This window comes from Microvirga medicaginis (assembly GCF_052658925.1).
In genome coordinates this window covers 106,079-124,096 of sequence record NZ_JBQWEL010000006.1, presented here as the reverse complement: position 1 = coordinate 124,096, position 18,018 = coordinate 106,079, and the positions used below count along the sequence as shown (strand labels likewise).

The 18,018-nt window shown below is 62.8% G+C and carries 18 protein-coding genes; 9 read left to right on the top strand and 9 right to left on the bottom strand.

Translation table 11 applies throughout. The features are described 5' to 3' along the window. Position 1 precedes the first annotated feature (1 nt). The 9 genes from ACUXUR_RS10440 (at position 2) to ACUXUR_RS10400 (ending at position 9,755) form a co-directional block, all read left to right on the top strand. Positions 2-1,021 (top strand): cation diffusion facilitator family transporter, encoded by a 1,020-nt coding sequence (locus tag ACUXUR_RS10440; protein ID WP_445502283.1) that lies wholly within the window; start codon positions 2-4, stop codon positions 1,019-1,021. 44 nt (positions 1,022-1,065) lie between these two features. Beyond that, on the top strand, positions 1,066-2,286 hold the full coding sequence (locus tag ACUXUR_RS10435; RefSeq protein WP_445502282.1) for a phosphopentomutase: 1,221 nt from the start codon (positions 1,066-1,068) through the stop codon (positions 2,284-2,286). A 128-nt stretch (positions 2,287-2,414) separates the two neighbouring features. Beyond that, the gene (locus ACUXUR_RS10430) at positions 2,415-3,677 is read left to right on the top strand and encodes a GTP cyclohydrolase II (protein ID WP_445502281.1); all 1,263 of its coding nucleotides are present in this window, start codon (positions 2,415-2,417) and stop codon (positions 3,675-3,677) included. 87 nt (positions 3,678-3,764) lie between these two features. Beyond that, positions 3,765-5,018 carry a URC4/urg3 family protein gene (locus ACUXUR_RS10425; RefSeq protein ID WP_445502280.1) on the top strand — a complete coding sequence of 418 codons (1,254 nt, stop codon included), beginning with the start codon at positions 3,765-3,767 and terminating at the stop codon, positions 5,016-5,018. Positions 5,019-5,053: 35 nt separating this feature from the next. Continuing rightward, positions 5,054-5,683 (top strand): uracil phosphoribosyltransferase, encoded by a 630-nt coding sequence (gene upp, locus ACUXUR_RS10420; protein WP_445502375.1) that lies wholly within the window; start codon positions 5,054-5,056, stop codon positions 5,681-5,683. Between the two features lie 48 nt (positions 5,684-5,731). After that, positions 5,732-6,643, top strand: a complete 912-nt coding sequence (locus tag ACUXUR_RS10415; protein ID WP_445502279.1) for a 2-dehydro-3-deoxygalactonokinase — start codon at positions 5,732-5,734, stop codon at positions 6,641-6,643. A gap of 29 nt (positions 6,644-6,672) precedes the next feature. After that, positions 6,673-8,055 carry a leucyl aminopeptidase family protein gene (locus tag ACUXUR_RS10410; protein ID WP_445502278.1) on the top strand — a complete coding sequence of 461 codons (1,383 nt, stop codon included), beginning with the start codon at positions 6,673-6,675 and terminating at the stop codon, positions 8,053-8,055. A gap of 77 nt (positions 8,056-8,132) precedes the next feature. Then, positions 8,133-8,981: a C40 family peptidase gene (locus ACUXUR_RS10405; RefSeq protein ID WP_445502277.1), complete on the top strand. Its 849-nt coding sequence runs from the start codon at positions 8,133-8,135 to the stop codon at positions 8,979-8,981. A 6-nt stretch (positions 8,982-8,987) separates the two neighbouring features. Further along, positions 8,988-9,755, top strand: coding sequence for a sulfite exporter TauE/SafE family protein (locus ACUXUR_RS10400; protein ID WP_445502276.1), 768 nt, complete (start codon positions 8,988-8,990; stop codon positions 9,753-9,755). 12 nt (positions 9,756-9,767) lie between these two features. Here the strand turns inward: ACUXUR_RS10400 and ACUXUR_RS10395 are convergent, their stop codons facing one another. From ACUXUR_RS10395 to ACUXUR_RS10355, 9 genes are read right to left on the bottom strand one after another with little or no spacing between them, the layout of a single operon-like run. Further along, the gene (locus ACUXUR_RS10395) at positions 9,768-10,709 is read right to left on the bottom strand and encodes a 2-hydroxyacid dehydrogenase (protein WP_445502275.1); all 942 of its coding nucleotides are present in this window, start codon (positions 10,707-10,709) and stop codon (positions 9,768-9,770) included. Beyond that, entirely contained in the window at positions 10,706-12,028 is a 1,323-nt protein-coding gene (gene deoA, locus ACUXUR_RS10390; protein ID WP_445502274.1) for a thymidine phosphorylase, read from the bottom strand. The genes ACUXUR_RS10395 and deoA overlap by 4 nt, the downstream gene beginning before the upstream one ends. Position 12,029: 1 nt before the next feature. After that, positions 12,030-12,791, bottom strand: coding sequence for a deoxyribose-phosphate aldolase (gene deoC, locus ACUXUR_RS10385; RefSeq protein ID WP_445502273.1), 762 nt, complete (start codon positions 12,789-12,791; stop codon positions 12,030-12,032). A gap of 3 nt (positions 12,792-12,794) precedes the next feature. Continuing rightward, on the bottom strand, positions 12,795-13,601 hold the full coding sequence (locus tag ACUXUR_RS10380) for a purine-nucleoside phosphorylase (RefSeq protein WP_445502272.1): 807 nt from the start codon (positions 13,599-13,601) through the stop codon (positions 12,795-12,797). Between the two features lie 9 nt (positions 13,602-13,610). Next, the gene (locus tag ACUXUR_RS10375; protein ID WP_445502271.1) at positions 13,611-14,015 is read right to left on the bottom strand and encodes a cytidine deaminase; all 405 of its coding nucleotides are present in this window, start codon (positions 14,013-14,015) and stop codon (positions 13,611-13,613) included. Between the two features lie 2 nt (positions 14,016-14,017). Continuing rightward, a complete protein-coding gene (locus ACUXUR_RS10370; protein ID WP_445502270.1) occupies positions 14,018-14,923 on the bottom strand; it encodes an ABC transporter permease in 906 nt (301 codons plus the stop codon). A 2-nt stretch (positions 14,924-14,925) separates the two neighbouring features. Next, the gene (locus tag ACUXUR_RS10365) at positions 14,926-16,029 is read right to left on the bottom strand and encodes an ABC transporter permease (RefSeq protein WP_445502269.1); all 1,104 of its coding nucleotides are present in this window, start codon (positions 16,027-16,029) and stop codon (positions 14,926-14,928) included. Next, positions 16,026-16,460: a VOC family protein gene (locus tag ACUXUR_RS10360; RefSeq protein ID WP_445502268.1), complete on the bottom strand. Its 435-nt coding sequence runs from the start codon at positions 16,458-16,460 to the stop codon at positions 16,026-16,028. Before ACUXUR_RS10360 ends, ACUXUR_RS10365 begins: the two co-directional genes overlap by 4 nt. Further along, positions 16,460-17,983, bottom strand: a complete 1,524-nt coding sequence (locus ACUXUR_RS10355) for an ABC transporter ATP-binding protein (protein ID WP_445502267.1) — start codon at positions 17,981-17,983, stop codon at positions 16,460-16,462. The genes ACUXUR_RS10360 and ACUXUR_RS10355 overlap by 1 nt, the downstream gene beginning before the upstream one ends. Positions 17,984-18,018 lie beyond the last annotated feature (35 nt).

Below are 18,018 nucleotides of genomic sequence, written 5' to 3'. Positions count from 1 at the left end.
CATGCGCGCACACCATCATCATCATTCGGCGGGCCACGCTCATCAAGGCCATCACGATGGGCATTCCCATGAGGTTGGGCACGGCCGAGCTTTCGCCATCGGCATTGCGCTGAACCTCGCCTTCGTCGCCATCGAGGCGGGCTATGGATTCATTGCCGATTCCATGGCGCTTCTGTCGGATGCCGGCCATAATCTCAGCGATGTGCTGGGGCTGGCCATTGCCTGGGGTGCTGCGATCCTCGCAAGGCGCGGAGCGTCGGAGCGCTTCACCTATGGCCTGCGTTCCAGCTCCATTCTTGCAGCGCTGTTGAATGCTCTGCTGCTGATGGTGGCGATCGGCGGCATCATATGGGAATCGGTGCAGCGCCTGATCGAGCCTGCGCCGGTGGCTGCCGGCACGATGATGATCGTGGCCGGCATCGGCATCGTCGTGAACGGCTTTACCGCCTTCCTCTTCATGAGCGGCCATCACGACCTCAACATCCGTGGCGCATTCCTGCACATGGTGGCGGATGCCGCCGTGTCCCTCGGCGTCGTGCTCGGCGGCTTGGCCATTCTCTGGACCGGTGCCCATTGGATCGACCCGGTGCTGAGCCTCGTCATCGCCGCTGTCATCATCTGGGGCACCTGGGATTTGCTGAAGCAATCGCTCAAGTTGTCCCTTCATGGCGTGCCTCAGGGTATCGCGGTAGCCGAGGTGAGGAAAGCGCTGGCCGGGCGCCCTGGCGTCGCCCGTGTTCACCATGTGCATGTCTGGGCCATCAGCACCACGCAGACGGCGCTCACGGCTCATCTGGTCATGCCCGGCGGACACCCTGGAGACCGCTTCCTGGCCGAAACTCAGCATGAGCTGAAGGAGCATTTCGGCATTGATCATGCGACGCTACAGATCGAAATCCATGCGTCGGGCGCCCAGGATCACGGGCGGGAATGCCATCTCGATGACCACGATCATCATCACGAGGATCATGCTCATGGGGGTCACTCCCATGGAACTCAAGGATCGCAACTTTCACCGTAATGCCGTATCAGTCATGATTCGAACGGCTTGAAGGACCAGGTTTCATGGCTCGCGCTCTCCTCATCGTTCTCGATTCCGTCGGCATCGGCGGAGCCGAAGATGCCAATACTTACGGCGATGTCGGCGCCGACACCGTCGGCCACATTGCCGAGGCTTGCGCGAAAGGGAATGGCGACCGACCGGGATTGCGCCAGGGTCCGCTCCACCTGCCCCACATGTCGGCTCTGGGCTTAGGACTTGCCTGCGAAGCCTCGACGGGCCGCCTGCCGCCGAACCTTGCCCCTCCGGGCGCGCTGAAGGGAGCCTGGGGATACGGAGTCGAGACGTCGAAGGGCAAAGACACGCCCTCCGGCCATTGGGAGATCGCGGGCGTTCCAGTCGCTTTCGACTGGGGCTACTTCCCCAACACCGTGCCGGCCTTTCCGGAAAAGCTCACGAACGCGCTGATCGAGCGTGCGGGTCTTCCAGGCATCCTCGGCAACAAGCATGCGTCCGGCACCGCCATCATCGAGGAATTTGCCGTCGAGCATCTGAAGACCGGAAAGCCGATCTGCTACACCTCGGTCGACAGCGTCCTGCAGATCGCAGCGCACGAGGAGATGTTTGGACTGGAGCGGCTTTACGAAGTCTGCGGAATCGCGCGAGAGCTCTGCGACGAGTACAAGATCGGCCGCGTGATTGCCCGTCCCTTCTTCGGCACGCCCGAGACGGGCTTCAAACGCACCGGCAACCGCAAGGATTTCGCGACGCCCCCGCCGTCGGACACCATTCTCGACACGCTGACGAAAGCGGGCCAGGCTGTTGTGACCGTCGGCAAGATCGGCGACATCTTCGCTCATCGCGGCACCGGCCAAGAAGTCAAGCCGAACGGTAACGATGCGTGCCTCTCCGCCGCGATCGACGCGATGAAGACGTTGCCCGAGGGCGGCTTCGTCTTTGCCAACCTCGTCGATTTCGACAGCGAATTCGGCCATCGGCGGGACATCCCGGGCTACGCTGCAGCTCTCGAGGCCTTCGACAGGCGCGTGCCGGAAATCGAGGCCGTGCTGAGCCAGGGCGATCTCGTCATCATCACCGCCGATCATGGCAACGACCCCTCCTGGCCTGGCACCGACCACACCCGTGAGCATGTGCCGATCCTCTGCTTCGGACCTGCCGTGAATCTTGGCAGCGTGGGGCGGCGGGAGAGCTTCGCCGATATCGGCGCGAGCGTCCTGGCCCATCTGGGCCTGAGGCCAGGAGAGAAAGGTTCGTCCTGGATTTAAGCTCGACAGGGCGACAGCCTTAAGGCGTTGACGTCAGCGCAACTTTGGCCCAGTCTTCCATAGATCGTAAGGAGACTTTCCTGGCGATCGTTGGGGGAGTCTTCCCGTTCTCGCGTGGAAGATCATTCATGAGCACGCCTAACCGCTCGACCCATATCCGGCTCACCTCGCATCCTGAGCCGAACACCGGCACCATCAGGCATCCGATCAAATGGGGCGCGAAGGACCCGAAGGAGCGCGGGCCCATCGTCGGCACCGTCACGAACCCGAGTGACCGCAACGTCATCGGCGCGCATGGCGGCTCCTATTCGCTCTACCGGGCTCTGGCGATCTCGGCTCGCGCGCTCAATCCCCTCACGCGTCCAGACCTCCACAACACACATCCCACCGCGGATATCGGCCCGCATCCGCAATGGTTCGAGCCGGATAAGATCGTGTCGCTCGACCCCTGGGGCCATCTGGTCGGACAGGTCTATGCGGATGAGATCGCGAGCGGCCTCGACATTCGCCCGAGCATTGCGGTCACGAAGGCACGCCTCAACATGCCGGAAATCCTTTCCGCCATGGGCGCGAAGCGTCTGAAGGCCGATGGCGGATTTCTGCATGAATCCGGCGACATCTCGGTCACGAAGATCGCGGTCGATCCCGTGTGGTATCTGCCCGGCATCGCAGAACGTTTCGGCTGCACGGAAGGTGAACTGCGCCGCACGCTGTTCGAGCAAACCGGCGGCATGTTCCCGGAACTCGTGACGCGCCCCGACATGAGCGTGTTCCTGCCACCCATCGGCAACACGACCGTCTATGTGATTGGCGACGTGGCGCGCTTGAGCGACCCGAAGACACGCATCGCCTGCCGCGTGCATGACGAGTGCAACGGCTCGGACGTGTTCGGCTCCGACATCTGCACATGCCGTCCTTATCTCGTGCACGGCATCGAGGAATGCGTGAAGGAAGCGCAGGCAGGTGGCGTCGGCGTGATCGCCTATAACCGAAAGGAAGGCCGCGCCCTTGGGGAAGTCACCAAGTTCCTCGTCTACAATGCACGCAAGCGGCAGGAAGGCGGCGATTCAGCAGCCACCTATTTCGAGCGCACGGAATGCGTGGCGGGTGTGCAGGATGCACGCTTCCAGCAGCTCATGCCCGATGTGCTGCACTGGCTCGGAATCCGCCGCATCGATCGGCTTATGTCCATGTCGAACATGAAATACGATGCCATCACCGGCTCCGGCATCGAGGTAGTCGAGCGCGTGCCCATTCCGCCGGAACTGGTGCCGCCGGATGCGCAAGTGGAACTCGAAGCCAAGAAGGCTGCTGGTTACTACACGCCTGACGGTGCGCCCGACACGGCGGAACTGGACAAGGTGAAGGGTCGGGATCTCGAGCGCTTTTAACCTTCTCCGCAATCGGCCGGCCTCGAGAGTGCTGGCCCAGATCAGACTATGCTATCGCTCTTGGATCCAAGAGCACCGGAGCCCTGCGTGACGGACCAGCCACATTCTTCTCCCGAGACCCAAGCCGCCCGCACGCTCCTGAAAGCTGCGGCGGTGCGCGAACGGTCGCATCAACTGCTGAAAGCGGGGCTTGAAGGCCGTCTGCAGCATTTCACGGTGAACTTGAGCCGCCTGGAAGCCTGCGCCGACGAGGTGGTGGCCACGATTCACCAAGCCTACCCTTCTCTCCAAATCCCCTTCCATGCCCGCTGGCGTCACTTCTCGGCGGGAGGACATGACCGTTGGGATGCGGTGATGCATGGGGCACCCTGGACGAATGCCGGAGAGATGGCGCGCTCGGCCTTCGACCTGGCCATCGTCTCCGTGCTGCTCGATGCGGGAGCGGGGCCACAATGGCGCTATCAGGAAGGCCGCACGGGCGAAACTTATGCTCGCTCCGAGGGCTTGGCCGTCGCGAGCTTCGACATGTTCGTGAGCGGCGCGTTCTCGAGCAAGCCCGAGGACCCGTTCCGCGTCGATGCGGATGTGCTCATGGCCCTCACGCCAGAGGATCTGTCCGAGGGATTCCAGGTCTCTGGAGACAACCCGCTCGTGGGTCTTGAAGGCCGCGCCGCCCTTCTCAACCGCCTGGGTCGCGCTGTGGCGACGAACCCGGATATCTTCGGACAGGTGGACGATCCCCGCCCCGGCGGCCTTGTCGACGTGCTGGCGGCCACCGCCGAAGACGATGCCATCAAGGCCACTTCGATCCTGGAGGTACTGCTCACCCATCTCGGGCCCATCTGGCCCGGCCGGATCACCTTGGGCGGCATCGATCTGGGCGATACCTGGCGTCACCCGCTGGTGGAGGCCCCGGACGCCACGAAAGGGCTCATCCCTTTCCATAAGCTCTCCCAGTGGCTCTCCTATTCGCTCATCGAGCCTCTGGAATGGGCCGGCTACACTGTTGCCGATATCAACGGACTCACAGGTCTGCCGGAATACCGCAATGGCGGGCTTTTCCTCGATACCAGGGTCATCGGCCTAAAGAACCCGGATGAGGCCAAACAGGCACATGCGGTGGATTCCCTCCTCGTCGTGGAGTGGCGGGCCTTGACGGTTGCCCTTTTGGACCGCATTGCCGATCCGATCCGTGCCCGGCTTGAGCTTTCCGCAGAGGACTTTCCCCTCGCGAAGGCACTCGAAGGCGGAACCTGGGCGACAGGGCGCAGATTGGCCAAGGAGAAGCGTGGCGACGGCTCGCCGCCTCTCAGCATCATCAGTGACGGAACGGTATTTTGATGAATCAGCATACGACGACCAAGGGAGGAAAGAGCATGGAAGGCGTGACGGTGGTCGATCATCCGCTGGTTCAGCACAAGCTGACCCTGATGCGGGACAAGCAGCGCTCGACGAAAGGCTTCCGCCAGCTCCTCAACGAAATCGGCATGCTCCTCTGCTATGAGGTCACCCGCAACCTGCCCATGGAGCGGATCGAGATCGAGACGCCGCTGACCAAGATGGAAGGCGTGCAGATCGCCGGCAAGAAGCTGGTCTTCGCTCCCATCCTGCGCGCGGGCGTCGGCTTCCTCGATGGCATGCTTACCCTCGTTCCCGCCGCCCGCGTGGCCCATATCGGCCTCTACCGTGATCCGGAATCGCTCCAGGCGGTCGAATACTATTTCAAGGCCCCGTCCGATCTTGCCGACCGCATGGTGCTGGTGCTCGATCCGATGCTCGCCACCGCCAATTCGGCCGTGGCCGCCATCGAGCGCCTGAAGGAGCGCGGCGCGAAGGACCTCCGCTTCGTCTGCCTGCTCGCGGCGCCCGAGGGCATCGAGCGCCTGCGCAGCGCTCATCCCGACGTGCATATCTGGACCGCGGCCGTCGATGAGAGGCTCAACGACCATGGCTATATCGTGCCGGGTCTGGGTGACGCCGGCGACCGTATGTATGGAACGCGCTAACGCTCGCGCTGTTAGCGGTGTGACTTTGTAAAACACTGGATTAAGGCTTTGCGCTTCATCGTCGCCGACTGGGGAACGACCCGCTTTCGTGGCTATCTGATCGAGCATGAAACGATTCTCGATCAGGTCTCGTCGGATGAGGGCGTTTCCGCCCTGCAAAAGGGCCAGCATCGCGATGTTTTCCTGAAGCATTGCGGGCACTGGCTCGCTGCCGAACCGAATGCCCCCGTGCTGCTCGTCGGCATGGTCGGCAGCCGCGAAGGCTGGGTGGAGGCACCCTATGCCTCCTGTCCTGCAGGCCCGTCTGAGATCGCGAAAGCATTGATGCCGGTCGATCTCGCCAATGGCCGAAAGGCTCACATCATTCCTGGCCTCTTCTGCGAACCCGCTCCCGGCGCAGCCGACGTGATGCGTGGCGAGGAAACGCTGGCGCTGGGCGCAGGCGTCGAGAACGGCCTCGTCTGCTCGGCCGGCACGCATCCCAAATGGATCCTGATGCGCGACGGGCGCATCGAGCGCTTCGCCACCTACCTGACGGGCGAGATGTATGCGCTGTTGCGCGAGCATTCCATGATCGGACGCGCTGCCACGGAGCCTTCAGATCAAAAGGGCTTCGACATGGGCCTCGATGCGGCAGAGCGCAACGGTGGCGCTGACGGCACAGCGCGCGTGGGTCTGCTCCATCTGCTCTTCGGCGCGCGAGCCGCCGTGGTTTCGGGCCGCATGGCGAGCAATCTGCTGACGCCTTATCTCTCCGGCCTCCTGACGGGCGATGAGATCAACGGCGCGCTTGCGCAATTTGGGCGTCCTGCCTCCATCACCATTCTCGCCGATCAGGACCGTGCAGATCTTTACGCGCACGCGCTCGCACGCCACGGCATCAAGACGGAATTTAAGAACCCCAAGCAAGCGCTGCTTGCCGGCCTGGCGCGGATCGTGCGCCAGCATTCCCAGAGCTAAGCGCTCAACTCCCACTCAGGTCAAAGCTCATGCCTCACCCTCTTCTCGCCACGTCCAATGAGAACTCGCTTCCGATCTGGCTCGTGACAGAAAGCACATGGAGCACCGTTTCCTCGCAACTACCGAAGGTGGCACAAGGCTTTGCGAAGGCTCAGGGGTTCGAGGGAAAGGCTGGAAGCCATTGCCTGCTGCCGGACACGGACGGCAACCTGTTCGGCGTGGCCTTCGGCCTTGCGAATGAAGACGCCAGGCAGCGCGATCTTTTCGCCGTCGGCAAGCTGCCGACGATTTTGCCGGATGGCATCTATCGTTTCGAAACCGACGCACCGGATGCAACGCTTGCCGCACTTGCATGGATCCTGGGCTCCTACAGCTTCACCCGCTATCGCAAGCGCAATGACAGATCCGTTCGCCTCGTCACGCCGAAGGGCGTCGATGCGGAAGAGGTGACGCGCATCGCCAATGCAATCTTCCGCAGCCGCGATCTCGTCAATACGCCGACAAGCGATCTCGGACCCGATGGCATCGAAGCCGCTGCGCGCCAGATTGCGGAAGCACATGGTGCAACCTTCATCAGCATCGTCGGAGATGACCTGCTGAAGCAAAACTTTCCGATGATCCATGCAGTCGGCCGCGCCTCCGCGACGCCGCCGCGCCTCATCGACTTCACCTGGGGCCATGCGAATGCACCGCGCATCACGCTTGTAGGCAAAGGTGTCGCCTTCGACACCGGCGGCCTCGATATCAAGCCGTCCTCCTCCATGCTGCTGATGCGCAAGGATATGGGTGGTGCTGCGGCAACGCTGGCGCTCGCAGACATGATCATGGGCGCGAAGCTCCCGGTGCGCCTGCGCGTGCTCATTCCCGCCGTCGAGAACGCAATCTCGAGCAACGCCTTCCGCCCCGGCGACATTCTCACCAGCCGCAAGGGCATCACGGTGGAAATCGGCAATACGGACGCGGAGGGCCGTCTCATCCTCGCCGACGCGCTGGCCCTGGCGGATGAAGAGAAGCCGGATCTCATCGTCGATTTTGCCACGCTCACCGGTGCGGCCCGCGTGGCGCTGGGCCCCGAGCTTCCGCCCTTCTACACGGATGATGAGGATCTCGCTGCCGAGATCACCCGCACCGGCATGGACGTGAACGATCCCGTGTGGCGCATGCCGCTGTGGTCTCCCTATATGAGCCAGCTCGATTCGAAATACGCCGACATGAACAACACGGGTGGGCCTATGGCTGGCTCTATCACGGCGGCCCTTTTCCTGCGTCGCTTCGTCTCCGAGGCCAAGGCGCATGTGCATTTCGACATCTTCGCCTGGAACAACGCCCCTCGCCCGGCCCGCCCTGAAGGCGGCGAGGTCCAGGCCGCGCGCCTGATCTATGCCCTCCTGAAGAAGCGCTACGCTTCCTGAGAGATAACGGTCGCTGGCGCTTTGGCTGTGGAACGGCTAGGAGACACTATCACTACCCGTGACAAGGAGCTGCCTCGATGAGTTTCGACCGCCGCATCACCCCGTTCCGCGCCGATCTGGCGGACGAGAAGCTTCGCGGCCAAGTCAAGGCCGAGCGCTTCACGACCGGAACGGCGAAGCGCGTTGTCGCCTCCTTCGCCCCCCTCCATCGCCATCCCTCACGGGAAGCCCCTGTCGACACGCAGGCCATCTTTGGAGAAGCCGTCACGGTTTACGACGACCACGAGGGCTGGGCCTGGGTGCAGCTGCGCGACGACGGCTATGTGGGCTATCTGCCGAGTGTCGTGCTTGGCGAGCCTAGACCGCAGGCGACGCACAAGGTCGCGGCCATTCGCACCTTCATCTATCCGGGCCCCAACCTGAAGCTGCCGCACAGCGACCTTCTGACCATGAACTCGAAGGTTGCCGTCGTGGGCACGCAAGGCGATTACGCACAAATTGCCGACGGCGGCTGGGTCTATGCTGCGCATCTCGCCACCATCGATGCGCGTGAGGCTGATTACGTGAGCGTGGCCCAGCGGTTCCTGAATACGCCTTATCTCTGGGGCGGAAGGACGAGCCTTGGCCTTGACTGTTCCGGTCTCGTTCAGACCGTTCTGACCGCAGCGGGCATCAAGGCGCCGCGTGACACCGACATGCAGGAAAGAGCGCTCGGCACCGCCATCGACGTGAAGGCCGATCTCAGCGGCTTGCGCCGTGGCGACCTGGTGTTCTGGAAGGGCCATGTGGGCCTGATGATGGATGAAACGAACTTCATCCATGCCACCGGCCACAGCATGACCGTCATGATCGAACCGCTGTCTGTCGCGGAGGAACGCATCCGCCGGACGAGCTACGGCCCGATCAGCTCGATCAAGCGTCTGTAATCGCTGATGAGTTATCTGCCCGATCTGTCCGTTCTGCTCGTGGCAGGCTTCGGGGTCTTTCTCATCGCCTTCATGAAGGGCGCCTTCGGCGGCGGACTCGCCATTGTCGGCATCCCCGTCTTGTCGCTGGTGATGGACCCCATCAGCGCCGGAGCGGTTCTCGCGCCGCTCTTCGTGCTGATGGATATGGCAGCGCTCTATTACTGGCGGCCGAGCACATGGTCGAAGATCGACCTAGGCCTGCTTCTCCCCGGCCTTGCCTGCGGCACGGCCATCGGCTTCCTGCTGTTGAAGGTGATCGACCGCAGCGTGGTGGCAATCATCATCGCCACCATCACTCTGGCCTTCACGGGCTTATGGTTTCGTGGTGGCGGCAAGATCGTGCAGCGCCCGCGCTCGAAGGCCAAAGCCGTCATTGCAGGTACGGCATCGGGCGTTTCATCCATGATGGCGCATTCCGGCGGTCCGCCGGTCGCGATGTATCTTCTGCCGCTCGGTCTCCCCAAAGCAGTCTATGCCGGAACGAGCAGCAGCTTCTTTGCGGCAGGCAATCTGATGAAGGTCGTGCCGTGGCTCGCGCTCGCAAAACCAGGCGCCGAGCTTTGGACATTGATGGGGTTGTGCCTGCCCATCATCCCGCTAGGTGTATGGGCCGGATATGCCTTGCATGAGCGCTTGGACCAGAAGCAGCTCTACCGCCTCTGCTATGCCCTTCTCACCGTGACAGCCTTCAAGCTGCTGTGGGACGGCATGCGTGGCTATGGGGCGTTCTGACGCCCCATACCTTCAATAGCCCCGCACTCGATCAACGACGTTCTCGAACGGCTCTCCTGCCTCGTGGCGCAGAATCTGCCTTGCAATGTAGCGCGCCGTCGCCTCGGGCTCGCTTACGGCAGCGTTGTGCGGCGTGATCGTGACGCCCGGATGCGCCCAGAGTGCGGAATCCTCCGGCAGCGGCTCCTTCTCGAACACATCGAGGGTTGCCGCTTTCAGCGTTCCGTCGTCGAGGCAGGCGAGAATATCCGCCTCCACCTGCAAGCCGCCCCGGCCCGCATTGATGAGGATCGGGCCGCCGAGCCTGCCATCCTGTGCGAGCTTTCTGAACAGGCCGCGGTTGAGAATACCGCGCGTGTCGGGCGTGAGCGGGATGAGGCTCACCAGAATGTCCGTGCGTGCAAGAAACTCATCGAGCCCGCTCTCGTCCGAATAAACCTTGAACCCCTCGACTGATTTCGGCGTGCGGCTCCAGCCTGCCACGTCGAAGCCCATCATCTTGAGCTTTGCCGCAGCATCCTGTCCGAGCACGCCGAAACCCATGATGCCGACGCGCACATCCGCTGCGATCGGCGGCGAGCGATCCTGCTCCCAGCGCTTGGCCCGCTGAGCCTCGGCAAAGCGCGCATGATCGCGCAGGTACATGAGACAATGCATCACCATGTATTCACTCATGCGATGTGTGAGATCGTCCTGCGCCACACGCACGATCGGCACGTCCGGAAGACCGGGATAGCCCATCAGATGATCGACACCGGCACCGAGCGAGAAGATCGCCTCCAGGTTCGGCAGGTCATCCAGGCTTCCCGGTTTCGGTCCCCAGGTTGCGACATAACGGACCCTGCTTCTGTCGAAATCCTCGCCCAGCACCGCGATCTCGCTGCCCGGCAAGTGGCGCGTGAAGCGTTCGACCCAGGGCTGCGTTTCCCACGTGACGGCGACAAGCAGGCTCACGATTTCGCTCCAATGCGTTCGAGGATCAGCGTTCCGGGTTCAGCTTTCCCATCGCCGAGGGTGTAGGCAGCGCGCACCATGCGTTCGGCCGCCTTGGCGGCTTCTTCGCTGCGCGCATGCACGATGGCGAGCGGGCGAGCGGCAGCGACCGTCTCGCCGATCTCGGCAAGCCGGGTCAGGCCGACCGCGTGGTCGATCGGATCCTGCGGACGCGTGCGCCCTCCGCCGAGCGCGACAACCGCAACGCCCACATCGCGCGTGGCGATGCTCTGCACGATGCCGGAACGCTCCGCATGAATGGGGCGGACCACAGGTGCTGCCTGGAGATGTTTCTCGTGGTTCTCCAGGAAATCAGCAGGGCCACCGAGCGCCGTCACCATGCGCTGGAACACCTCGGCCGCCTTGCCGGAGGAGATCGCGTTCTCGATCTTCGCGCGTGCTTCATCGATATCAGCGGCGATCTTGCCGAGCACCAGCATCTCGGCAGAGAGCGCCACCGTCACCTCGTGAAACCGCTTCTCGCGGCGACGATCCGTGAGGTAATCGACCGCATAGGCCATCTCCACCGCATTGCCGGCCGCGGAAGCGAGGGGCTGGTTCATGTCGGTGAGCAGAGCGCTCGTCGGCAGGCCTGCGCCATTGGCAACGAGCACGAGGCTCTCGGCGAGCGCGCGCGCATCCTTCGCATTGTCCATGAACGCGCCGGAGCCGAACTTCACGTCCATCACGAGGCCCTGAAGGCCGGCTGACAGCTTCTTCGAGAGAATGGATGCGGTGATGAGATCGATGGATTCCACCGTCGCCGTCACGTCGCGGATGGCGTAGAGGCGCTTGTCGGCCGGTGCGAGATCGGAGGTCTGACCGATGATGGCGCAGCCGACCTCACGCGTGACACGACGGAAGGTGTCGATGTCAGGCTGCGTGACGTAGCCCGGAATGGAATCGAACTTGTCGAGCGTGCCGCCCGTGTGGCCGAGACCACGACCGGAAATCATCGGCACATAGCCGCCGCAGGCCGCGACAGCCGGACCGAGCGCCAGGCTCACCGTGTCGCCCACGCCGCCGGTGGAGTGCTTGTCGAGCACGGGGCCCGGCAGATCCCATGTTAGCACCTCGCCCGAATGCATCATGGCTCGCGTCAGCGCCACGCGCTCCGGCACGGAGAGGCCACGAAAGAAGACCGCCATGGCGAAGGACGCGGCCTGGCCTTCGGAAACAGCGCCAGAGGTGAGCCCTTGGATGAAGCTCTCGATCTCGACAGCATCCAGCGTACCGCCGTCGCGCTTGCGACGGATGATTTCCTGCGGAAGGAGGCTCATGTCAGTAAGCTCCGGTGGCGGCTTCGCCTGCACGTCCTTCGATGGCTGCAATCAGGGTGTCGTAGACGCTGCTTGCGCCAATGCGGAAGGTCTTCGGCGTCGCCCATCCCGGGCCCATGATGCGGTCGGCGAGATCGAGATAGATCCTCGCATCGGCAACAGTCCGAATGCCGCCCGAGGGTTTGAGACCCACATTGCGCCCGGATTCCTTGATCGTGTTGAGCATGATCTCCGCCGCTTCCGGAGTCGCGGAAACAGATGTCTTGCCGGTCGAAGTCTTAATGAAATCGGCACCGGCCCCGATGGAGAGACGGCTTGCTGTTTCGATCAGCTGCGCATCCTTCAACTCGCCGGTTTCAAGAATGACCTTGAGAAGCCGCCCCTGATCGACGAGATCGCGCACGGCTTCGACCATTTCCGTCGCAATCGCCAGATCGCCACGGCGGACCGCCCCATAAGGCAGAACGAGATCGATCTCGTTCGCGCCATCGGAGAGAGCCTCCTGCACATCATCCGTGACGCGATCCACCTCCTCGCCGCCGGCGGGGAAGTTCACCACCGTTGCGATGCGGACAGGAGAACCTCTGAGGTTCTCCTGCGCGCGCTTCACGAACTGGGGCCATACGCAGACGGCGGCGACAGGGCCGCGGGAATCGAGCGCTTTCTTGCAAAGCGCATCGATGGCCTGATCGGTACAATTATCCGTCAGGTCGGTGAGATCGAGGCAGCGCAGGGCACGCTGGGCAATTTGCGCGTCAGACATTTCTTAAAGCTCCGCGACGAAGGAACGGATGAGGCGCTTGAACTTCTCAGAGACTTCCGCCGCTGTATCCTTGGTTTCCTGGTGTGAGGGCGAAGCGCCTTCGATACCGGCGGCCAGGTTGGTGACGACGGAGATCGCGGCAACCCGCAGGCCGTAATAGCGCGCGAGGATGACCTCCGGCACCGTGGACATGCCGACGAGATCGCCGCCGAGGACCTGCACCATCTTGATTTCGGCAGGCGTCTCGAAGCTCGGGCCGGACAGCCATGCGTAAACGCCCTCCGGCAGATCAATGCCGGTCTTCTTCGCGGCACGCTGAAGAACCGCACGCAATTGGGGATCGTAAGCGTCCGTCAACGAGACGAAACGGCCTTCCGTGTGATCGCGCAGGAGGGGATTTGCGCCCGAGAGATTGAGATGATCATTGATGGCGACGAGGCTGCCGGGACGGATCGAAGCCCGCACGGAACCTGCGGCGTTGGTCGCGACCAGAACCGGAATTCCAAGCTCCTTCACGAAGGCTACGGCTAAGCGCATCGCACCTGCATCACCCGTCTCGTAGTAATGCGCGCGGCCCTGGAACAGGAGAACGCGCTTGCCCTCGAGTTGACCTGCCACGAGCTTGCCAGCATGTCCCGACACGCCGCTCCTCGGAAAATGCGGAATGTCGGCATAAGCGAGGCTCACCGCATCACTCACCTCGTCAACCAGAGTGCCGAGACCGGTGCCGAGCACGAAGGCGACATCGAAGCGGCCATCGAAGCCGCGAGCACGCACGAATTCGGCGGCCTCTTGAGCGTTCTGCTGCATGATCGCCTCTTATCTGTCCGTCAGGTTGTCGGGCCCGAACGAGAAGGGCAACAGCTCATCCAGGGTGAAACTTTTGCGGACGCCTTCAGGGCCCGCGATATGAATCCTCGTATCGGGCGCCGCGAATTCGCGAATGCGCTGGCGGCAGCCGCCGCAGGGCGTGACGAGATGCTCGCCCTCGCCCATCACCACGATTTCGCCGATGCGATGTCCACCGCCTGCGATCATCGCCGAGATGGCGCCCGCTTCCGCGCAGGAGCCCACCGGATAAGCCGCGTTCTCCACGTTGCAGCCGGTAAACACCTGCCCTTCAGGCGTGGCAATGGCAGCACCCACCTTGAAGCGGGAATAAGGCGCATAGGCCTTCGCCTGGATCGCCCTGGCCGCTTCGAAAAGCGTGTCGAGAGAAGCCATGATCAACGCTCCTTCACATAGGGTACGCCGGCCGCACGCGGCGGAATGGCCTTGCCGATCACGCCAGCGAGCAGAATGACCGTCATCAGATAAGGCAGCGCCTGAATGGCCTGCACCGGCACCTCGCCGATGCCGGAAATGAAAAGCCCCTGAAGCTGGTTGGCGACGGCATCAAGGAGCCCGAAGAGGAAGCAGGCTCCCAACGCAGGCCATGCGCGCCACTTGGCGAAGATGAGCGCAGCGAGCGCAATGAAGCCGCGGCCTGCAGTCATGTTGGGCAGGAAGCCCGCCGCCTGTCCGACAGAGAGATAAGTGCCGCCGATGCCGCAGAAGATTCCGCCGATCACGACGGCCGAGTAGCGTAGGCCTGTCACGGAGATGCCCGCCGTATCCACCGCAGCCGGATTCTCACCAACTGCGCGCAGGCGAAGCCCGAAACGGGTGCGGCCCATGATGAACCAGGTGAGCGGCACGGCGAGCAGAACCACATAGACGAGCGCCGAATGTCCGAAGAGGATGCCGTCGAAACGCTGATCCCCTTCCAGCGGCGGCGTGCGTCCGCCCTGCCCGTACCAGGCATTGCCGACGATAGCGGTGAGGCCAGCCGCCAGCATGTTGATGGCGACGCCGGACACGATCTGGTTGCCGCGCTGGCTGATGGACGCAAAGCCGTGAATGAGGCCGAAGACCACCGATGCAAAGATACCGAAGACAAGCCCGATCCAAGCCGAGCCGAAAACATAGGCAGCGGCTGCGGCAGCAAAGGCAGCCGCAAGCATCTTGCCTTCGAGGCCGATATCGACAACGCCCGAGCGCTCGGACCAGAGACCAGCCAGGCACGCGGCCAGGAGCGGAATGGAGAGACGCAACGCCGAGTCGAGGATCGTGACGATGATGCCGAAATCCATACTCACACTCCGGCCAGTTTAGGACGTGACAGCAGCTGCGCCACGAGACGCCGGAAGAGACCATCAAGCGCACCGGCAAACAGAATGATGATGCCGCCGATCACCACAACCATGTCGCGGGTGATGGCGGGCTGCTCGAAAGCCAGCTCCGCGCCGCCCTGATAGAGAATGCCGAACAGGAGCGAGGCGAGAATGATGCCGACCGGATGCGCGCGCCCCATGAGCGCGACGGCAATGCCGACGAAGCCGTAGCCGGAAGTGAATTCCAGCAGGAGCCGGTGCTGATAGCCCATCAGCTCATTCACCGCGAGACCGCCTGCAAGCGCGCCGGACAGCACCATGGCAATGATCGTGATGCGCGCAGGAGAGATACCGGCATAGATCGCGGCGGTGGGATTGGAGCCCACAACGCGGATCGCATAGCCGAGGCGAGAGCGGTAGATGAGGAGCCAGATGAGATAGGCCGAAATCAGCGCCAGCACGAGGGTGAGGTTGAGCTGCGACGCCGGAATATCGATGCCGAATGCGGCGAACACCTCATGCATGAACGGAATATACGAACCTTCCGGGAAGGCGCGCGTTTCCGGATTCATCGATTGCGGCTCGCGCAGCACATTCACGAGGAGATACACGATCAGGACGCTCGCGAGCCAATTGAACATGATCGTGGTGATCACGATGTGGCTGCCGCGCTTCGCCTGCAGATAGCCCGGCACCGCTGCCCAGGCTGCGCCAAAGGCGGCAGCGGCGATGATGCCTATGGGAATAAGAAGGAAGCCGGGCAGGAAAGTGAGATGATTGAGCGCAAGCGCAATGCCCAATCCCGCCAGCGTCGCCTGGCCCTCGCCTCCGATGTTGAACAGGCCTGCATGATAGGCAACAGCGACCGCCAGCCCCACGAAAATGAAATCGGTGGCATAGAACAGGGTGAATCCCAGGCCCTCACCCGTGCCGAGACTTCCCTGCAGCAGGTAGCGCGTGGCCGTCAGCGGATTCTCGCCGATGCTGAGCACCACGAGGCCCGCGATCAGGAATGCCGCCACGACGGAGATGGCAGGCACGAGAAACGTGTCGGCCCATTTGGGCATGTCGATAGGAGCACTCACGTCTGATGATCCGGCAGGAACAGGTGGCCCTGTTCGTCGAGAGGGAAGAAAGGATTCCAGGCCACCTCCCAGAGATGCCCGTCAGGATCGGCGAAGTAGCCTGAATAGCCGCCCCAGAACACGTCCTGCAGCGGCTTCACGGCGCGAGCGCCGGCAGCGATGGCGCGGGCATAGACCTCATCGGCCTCCTGCTTGGAATGCGCGTTATAGGCGAGCGAGATGGCGGCAAAGCCGGTGGGCTTGTCCTCGACGCCTGCATCCTTGGCAAGATCAGCCCGTCCGAAGAGTGCCAGCGCAAGGCCGTTCGCCTGGAAAAAGGCGACACTCGGCTGGCTGGCAGAAGATGCCTTCCAGCCCCATGCTTCATAGAAGGCGCGGGATTTTGCGAGATCCGCAACGCCGAGCGTAACGAGGGTCAATCTCGGCTGCATCAGGCAGCCTCGTCGGTGACGCCGGCCATGAGCAAGCCCAGATCCTGCTCGTTCGTCTGATCAGGCTTACGCTCGCCGGTAATCCTGCCGCCGCACATGGTGAGGATACGGTCGGACAGATGCATGATCTCATCGAGCTCCACCGACACGAGCAGAATGCCCACTCCGGCATCGCGCAACGCAATGAGACGTCGGTGGATGAACTCGATGGCGCCGATATCGACGCCACGCGTCGGCTGGCCCACGAGGAGGACTTTCGGGTTGCGTTCGATCTCGCGCGCCAGCACGATCTTCTGCTGATTGCCACCGGAGAAGTTCGATGTCTTCAGGCGCGGTGCAGGCGGGCGGACATCGTACTGCTCCATCTTCTTCGCGAGATCCGCGATGAGACGGTCATGATCGAGAAGCGGACCCCGCCCAAGCTGCGGCTCGTGCGAGAAGCCGAGAACGGCGCTCTCGAAAGCAGGAAAAGCGGGCACGAGTCCCATGCGCAGACGATCCTCCGGCACGTGCAGCAGGCCAAGCTCGCGCATGCGATGCGGATTGTGCTCCGAGAAGTGAATATCCTGCCCCTCAAACCTGATGGAGCCGAGCACAGGCTGACGCATGCCGGCGATCGCTTCCAGAAGCTCGCTCTGGCCGTTACCCGCAACGCCTGCGATGCCGACAATCTCGCCTGCACGAACGGTGAGGGACGCATTGGCGACACGCAGCACGCCACGGCCATCGACAACGGAGAGATTATCGACTTCGAGCACGGGAGCGCCGGGCGCCTTCTCGGTTTTTTCCACCCGCAGCAGCACGCGGCGGCCGACCATCAATTCCGCAAGCTCGGGCGGCGAAGTCTTCGCCGTCTCGACGGTGGCCACCATCTCGCCACGGCGCATGACCGAGACGCGATCCGTGATCGCCATGATCTCGCGCAGCTTATGCGTGATGAGAACGACGGTCTTGCTCTGCTGTTTCAGCGAGCGAAGCAGTTCGAACAACGCATCCGCTTCAGCGGGAGTGAGCACGGCGGTGGGTTCATCGAGAATGAGAATGTCCGCGCCGCGATAGAGGGCCTTGAGAATTTCTACCCGTTGCTGGAGGCCGACGGACAACTCGCCAACGGTGGCGTTCACGTCGATTTCCAGGCCGTAATCGGTGGCAAGACGCGCGAGTTCCTTACGTACCTTGGCCTCGCCCGCACGCAGCATGGCGCCGCCTTCGGCACCGAGCATCACGTTCTCGACGACGGTCAGCGGCTCGACCAGCATGAAGTGCTGGTGAACCATGCCGATCCCGGCTGCGATGGCATCGTTGGAGGAGCGGATCCGGGTGGGCGCGCCATTGACGCGGATATCGCCTGAATCCGCTTCATAGAAGCCGTAGAGGATCGACATGAGCGTCGACTTGCCCGCACCGTTCTCGCCGACGATGCCATGGATCGTGCCACGCTCGACGGACAGATTCACGTCCTTGTTGGCCTGAACGGTGCCGAAGCTCTTGTTGATGGCGATGAGTTCAATGGCGGGAGACATTGGCCTCTAGGGGTTATCCAGCAAGGAAAAAGCCC

Bases quoted from the DNA above. Each gene is read 5' to 3' on its own strand.
- ACUXUR_RS10440 (WP_445502283.1), top strand. From the start codon at position 2: ATGCGCGCACACCATCATCATCATTCGGCGGGCCACGCTCATCAAGGC.
- ACUXUR_RS10435 (WP_445502282.1), top strand. From the start codon at position 1,066: ATGGCTCGCGCTCTCCTCATCGTTCTCGATTCCGTCGGCATCGGCGGA.
- ACUXUR_RS10430 (WP_445502281.1), top strand. From the start codon at position 2,415: ATGAGCACGCCTAACCGCTCGACCCATATCCGGCTCACCTCGCATCCT.
- upp (WP_445502375.1), top strand. From the start codon at position 5,054: ATGGAAGGCGTGACGGTGGTCGATCATCCGCTGGTTCAGCACAAGCTG.
- ACUXUR_RS10410 (WP_445502278.1), top strand. From the start codon at position 6,673: ATGCCTCACCCTCTTCTCGCCACGTCCAATGAGAACTCGCTTCCGATC.
- ACUXUR_RS10405 (WP_445502277.1), top strand. From the start codon at position 8,133: ATGAGTTTCGACCGCCGCATCACCCCGTTCCGCGCCGATCTGGCGGAC.
- ACUXUR_RS10400 (WP_445502276.1), top strand. From the start codon at position 8,988: ATGAGTTATCTGCCCGATCTGTCCGTTCTGCTCGTGGCAGGCTTCGGG.
- deoA (WP_445502274.1), bottom strand. From the start codon at position 12,028: ATGAGCCTCCTTCCGCAGGAAATCATCCGTCGCAAGCGCGACGGCGGT.
- deoC (WP_445502273.1), bottom strand. From the start codon at position 12,791: ATGTCTGACGCGCAAATTGCCCAGCGTGCCCTGCGCTGCCTCGATCTC.
- ACUXUR_RS10380 (WP_445502272.1), bottom strand. From the start codon at position 13,601: ATGCAGCAGAACGCTCAAGAGGCCGCCGAATTCGTGCGTGCTCGCGGC.
- ACUXUR_RS10375 (WP_445502271.1), bottom strand. From the start codon at position 14,015: ATGGCTTCTCTCGACACGCTTTTCGAAGCGGCCAGGGCGATCCAGGCG.
- ACUXUR_RS10370 (WP_445502270.1), bottom strand. From the start codon at position 14,923: ATGGATTTCGGCATCATCGTCACGATCCTCGACTCGGCGTTGCGTCTC.
- ACUXUR_RS10360 (WP_445502268.1), bottom strand. From the start codon at position 16,460: ATGCAGCCGAGATTGACCCTCGTTACGCTCGGCGTTGCGGATCTCGCA.
- ACUXUR_RS10355 (WP_445502267.1), bottom strand. From the start codon at position 17,983: ATGTCTCCCGCCATTGAACTCATCGCCATCAACAAGAGCTTCGGCACC.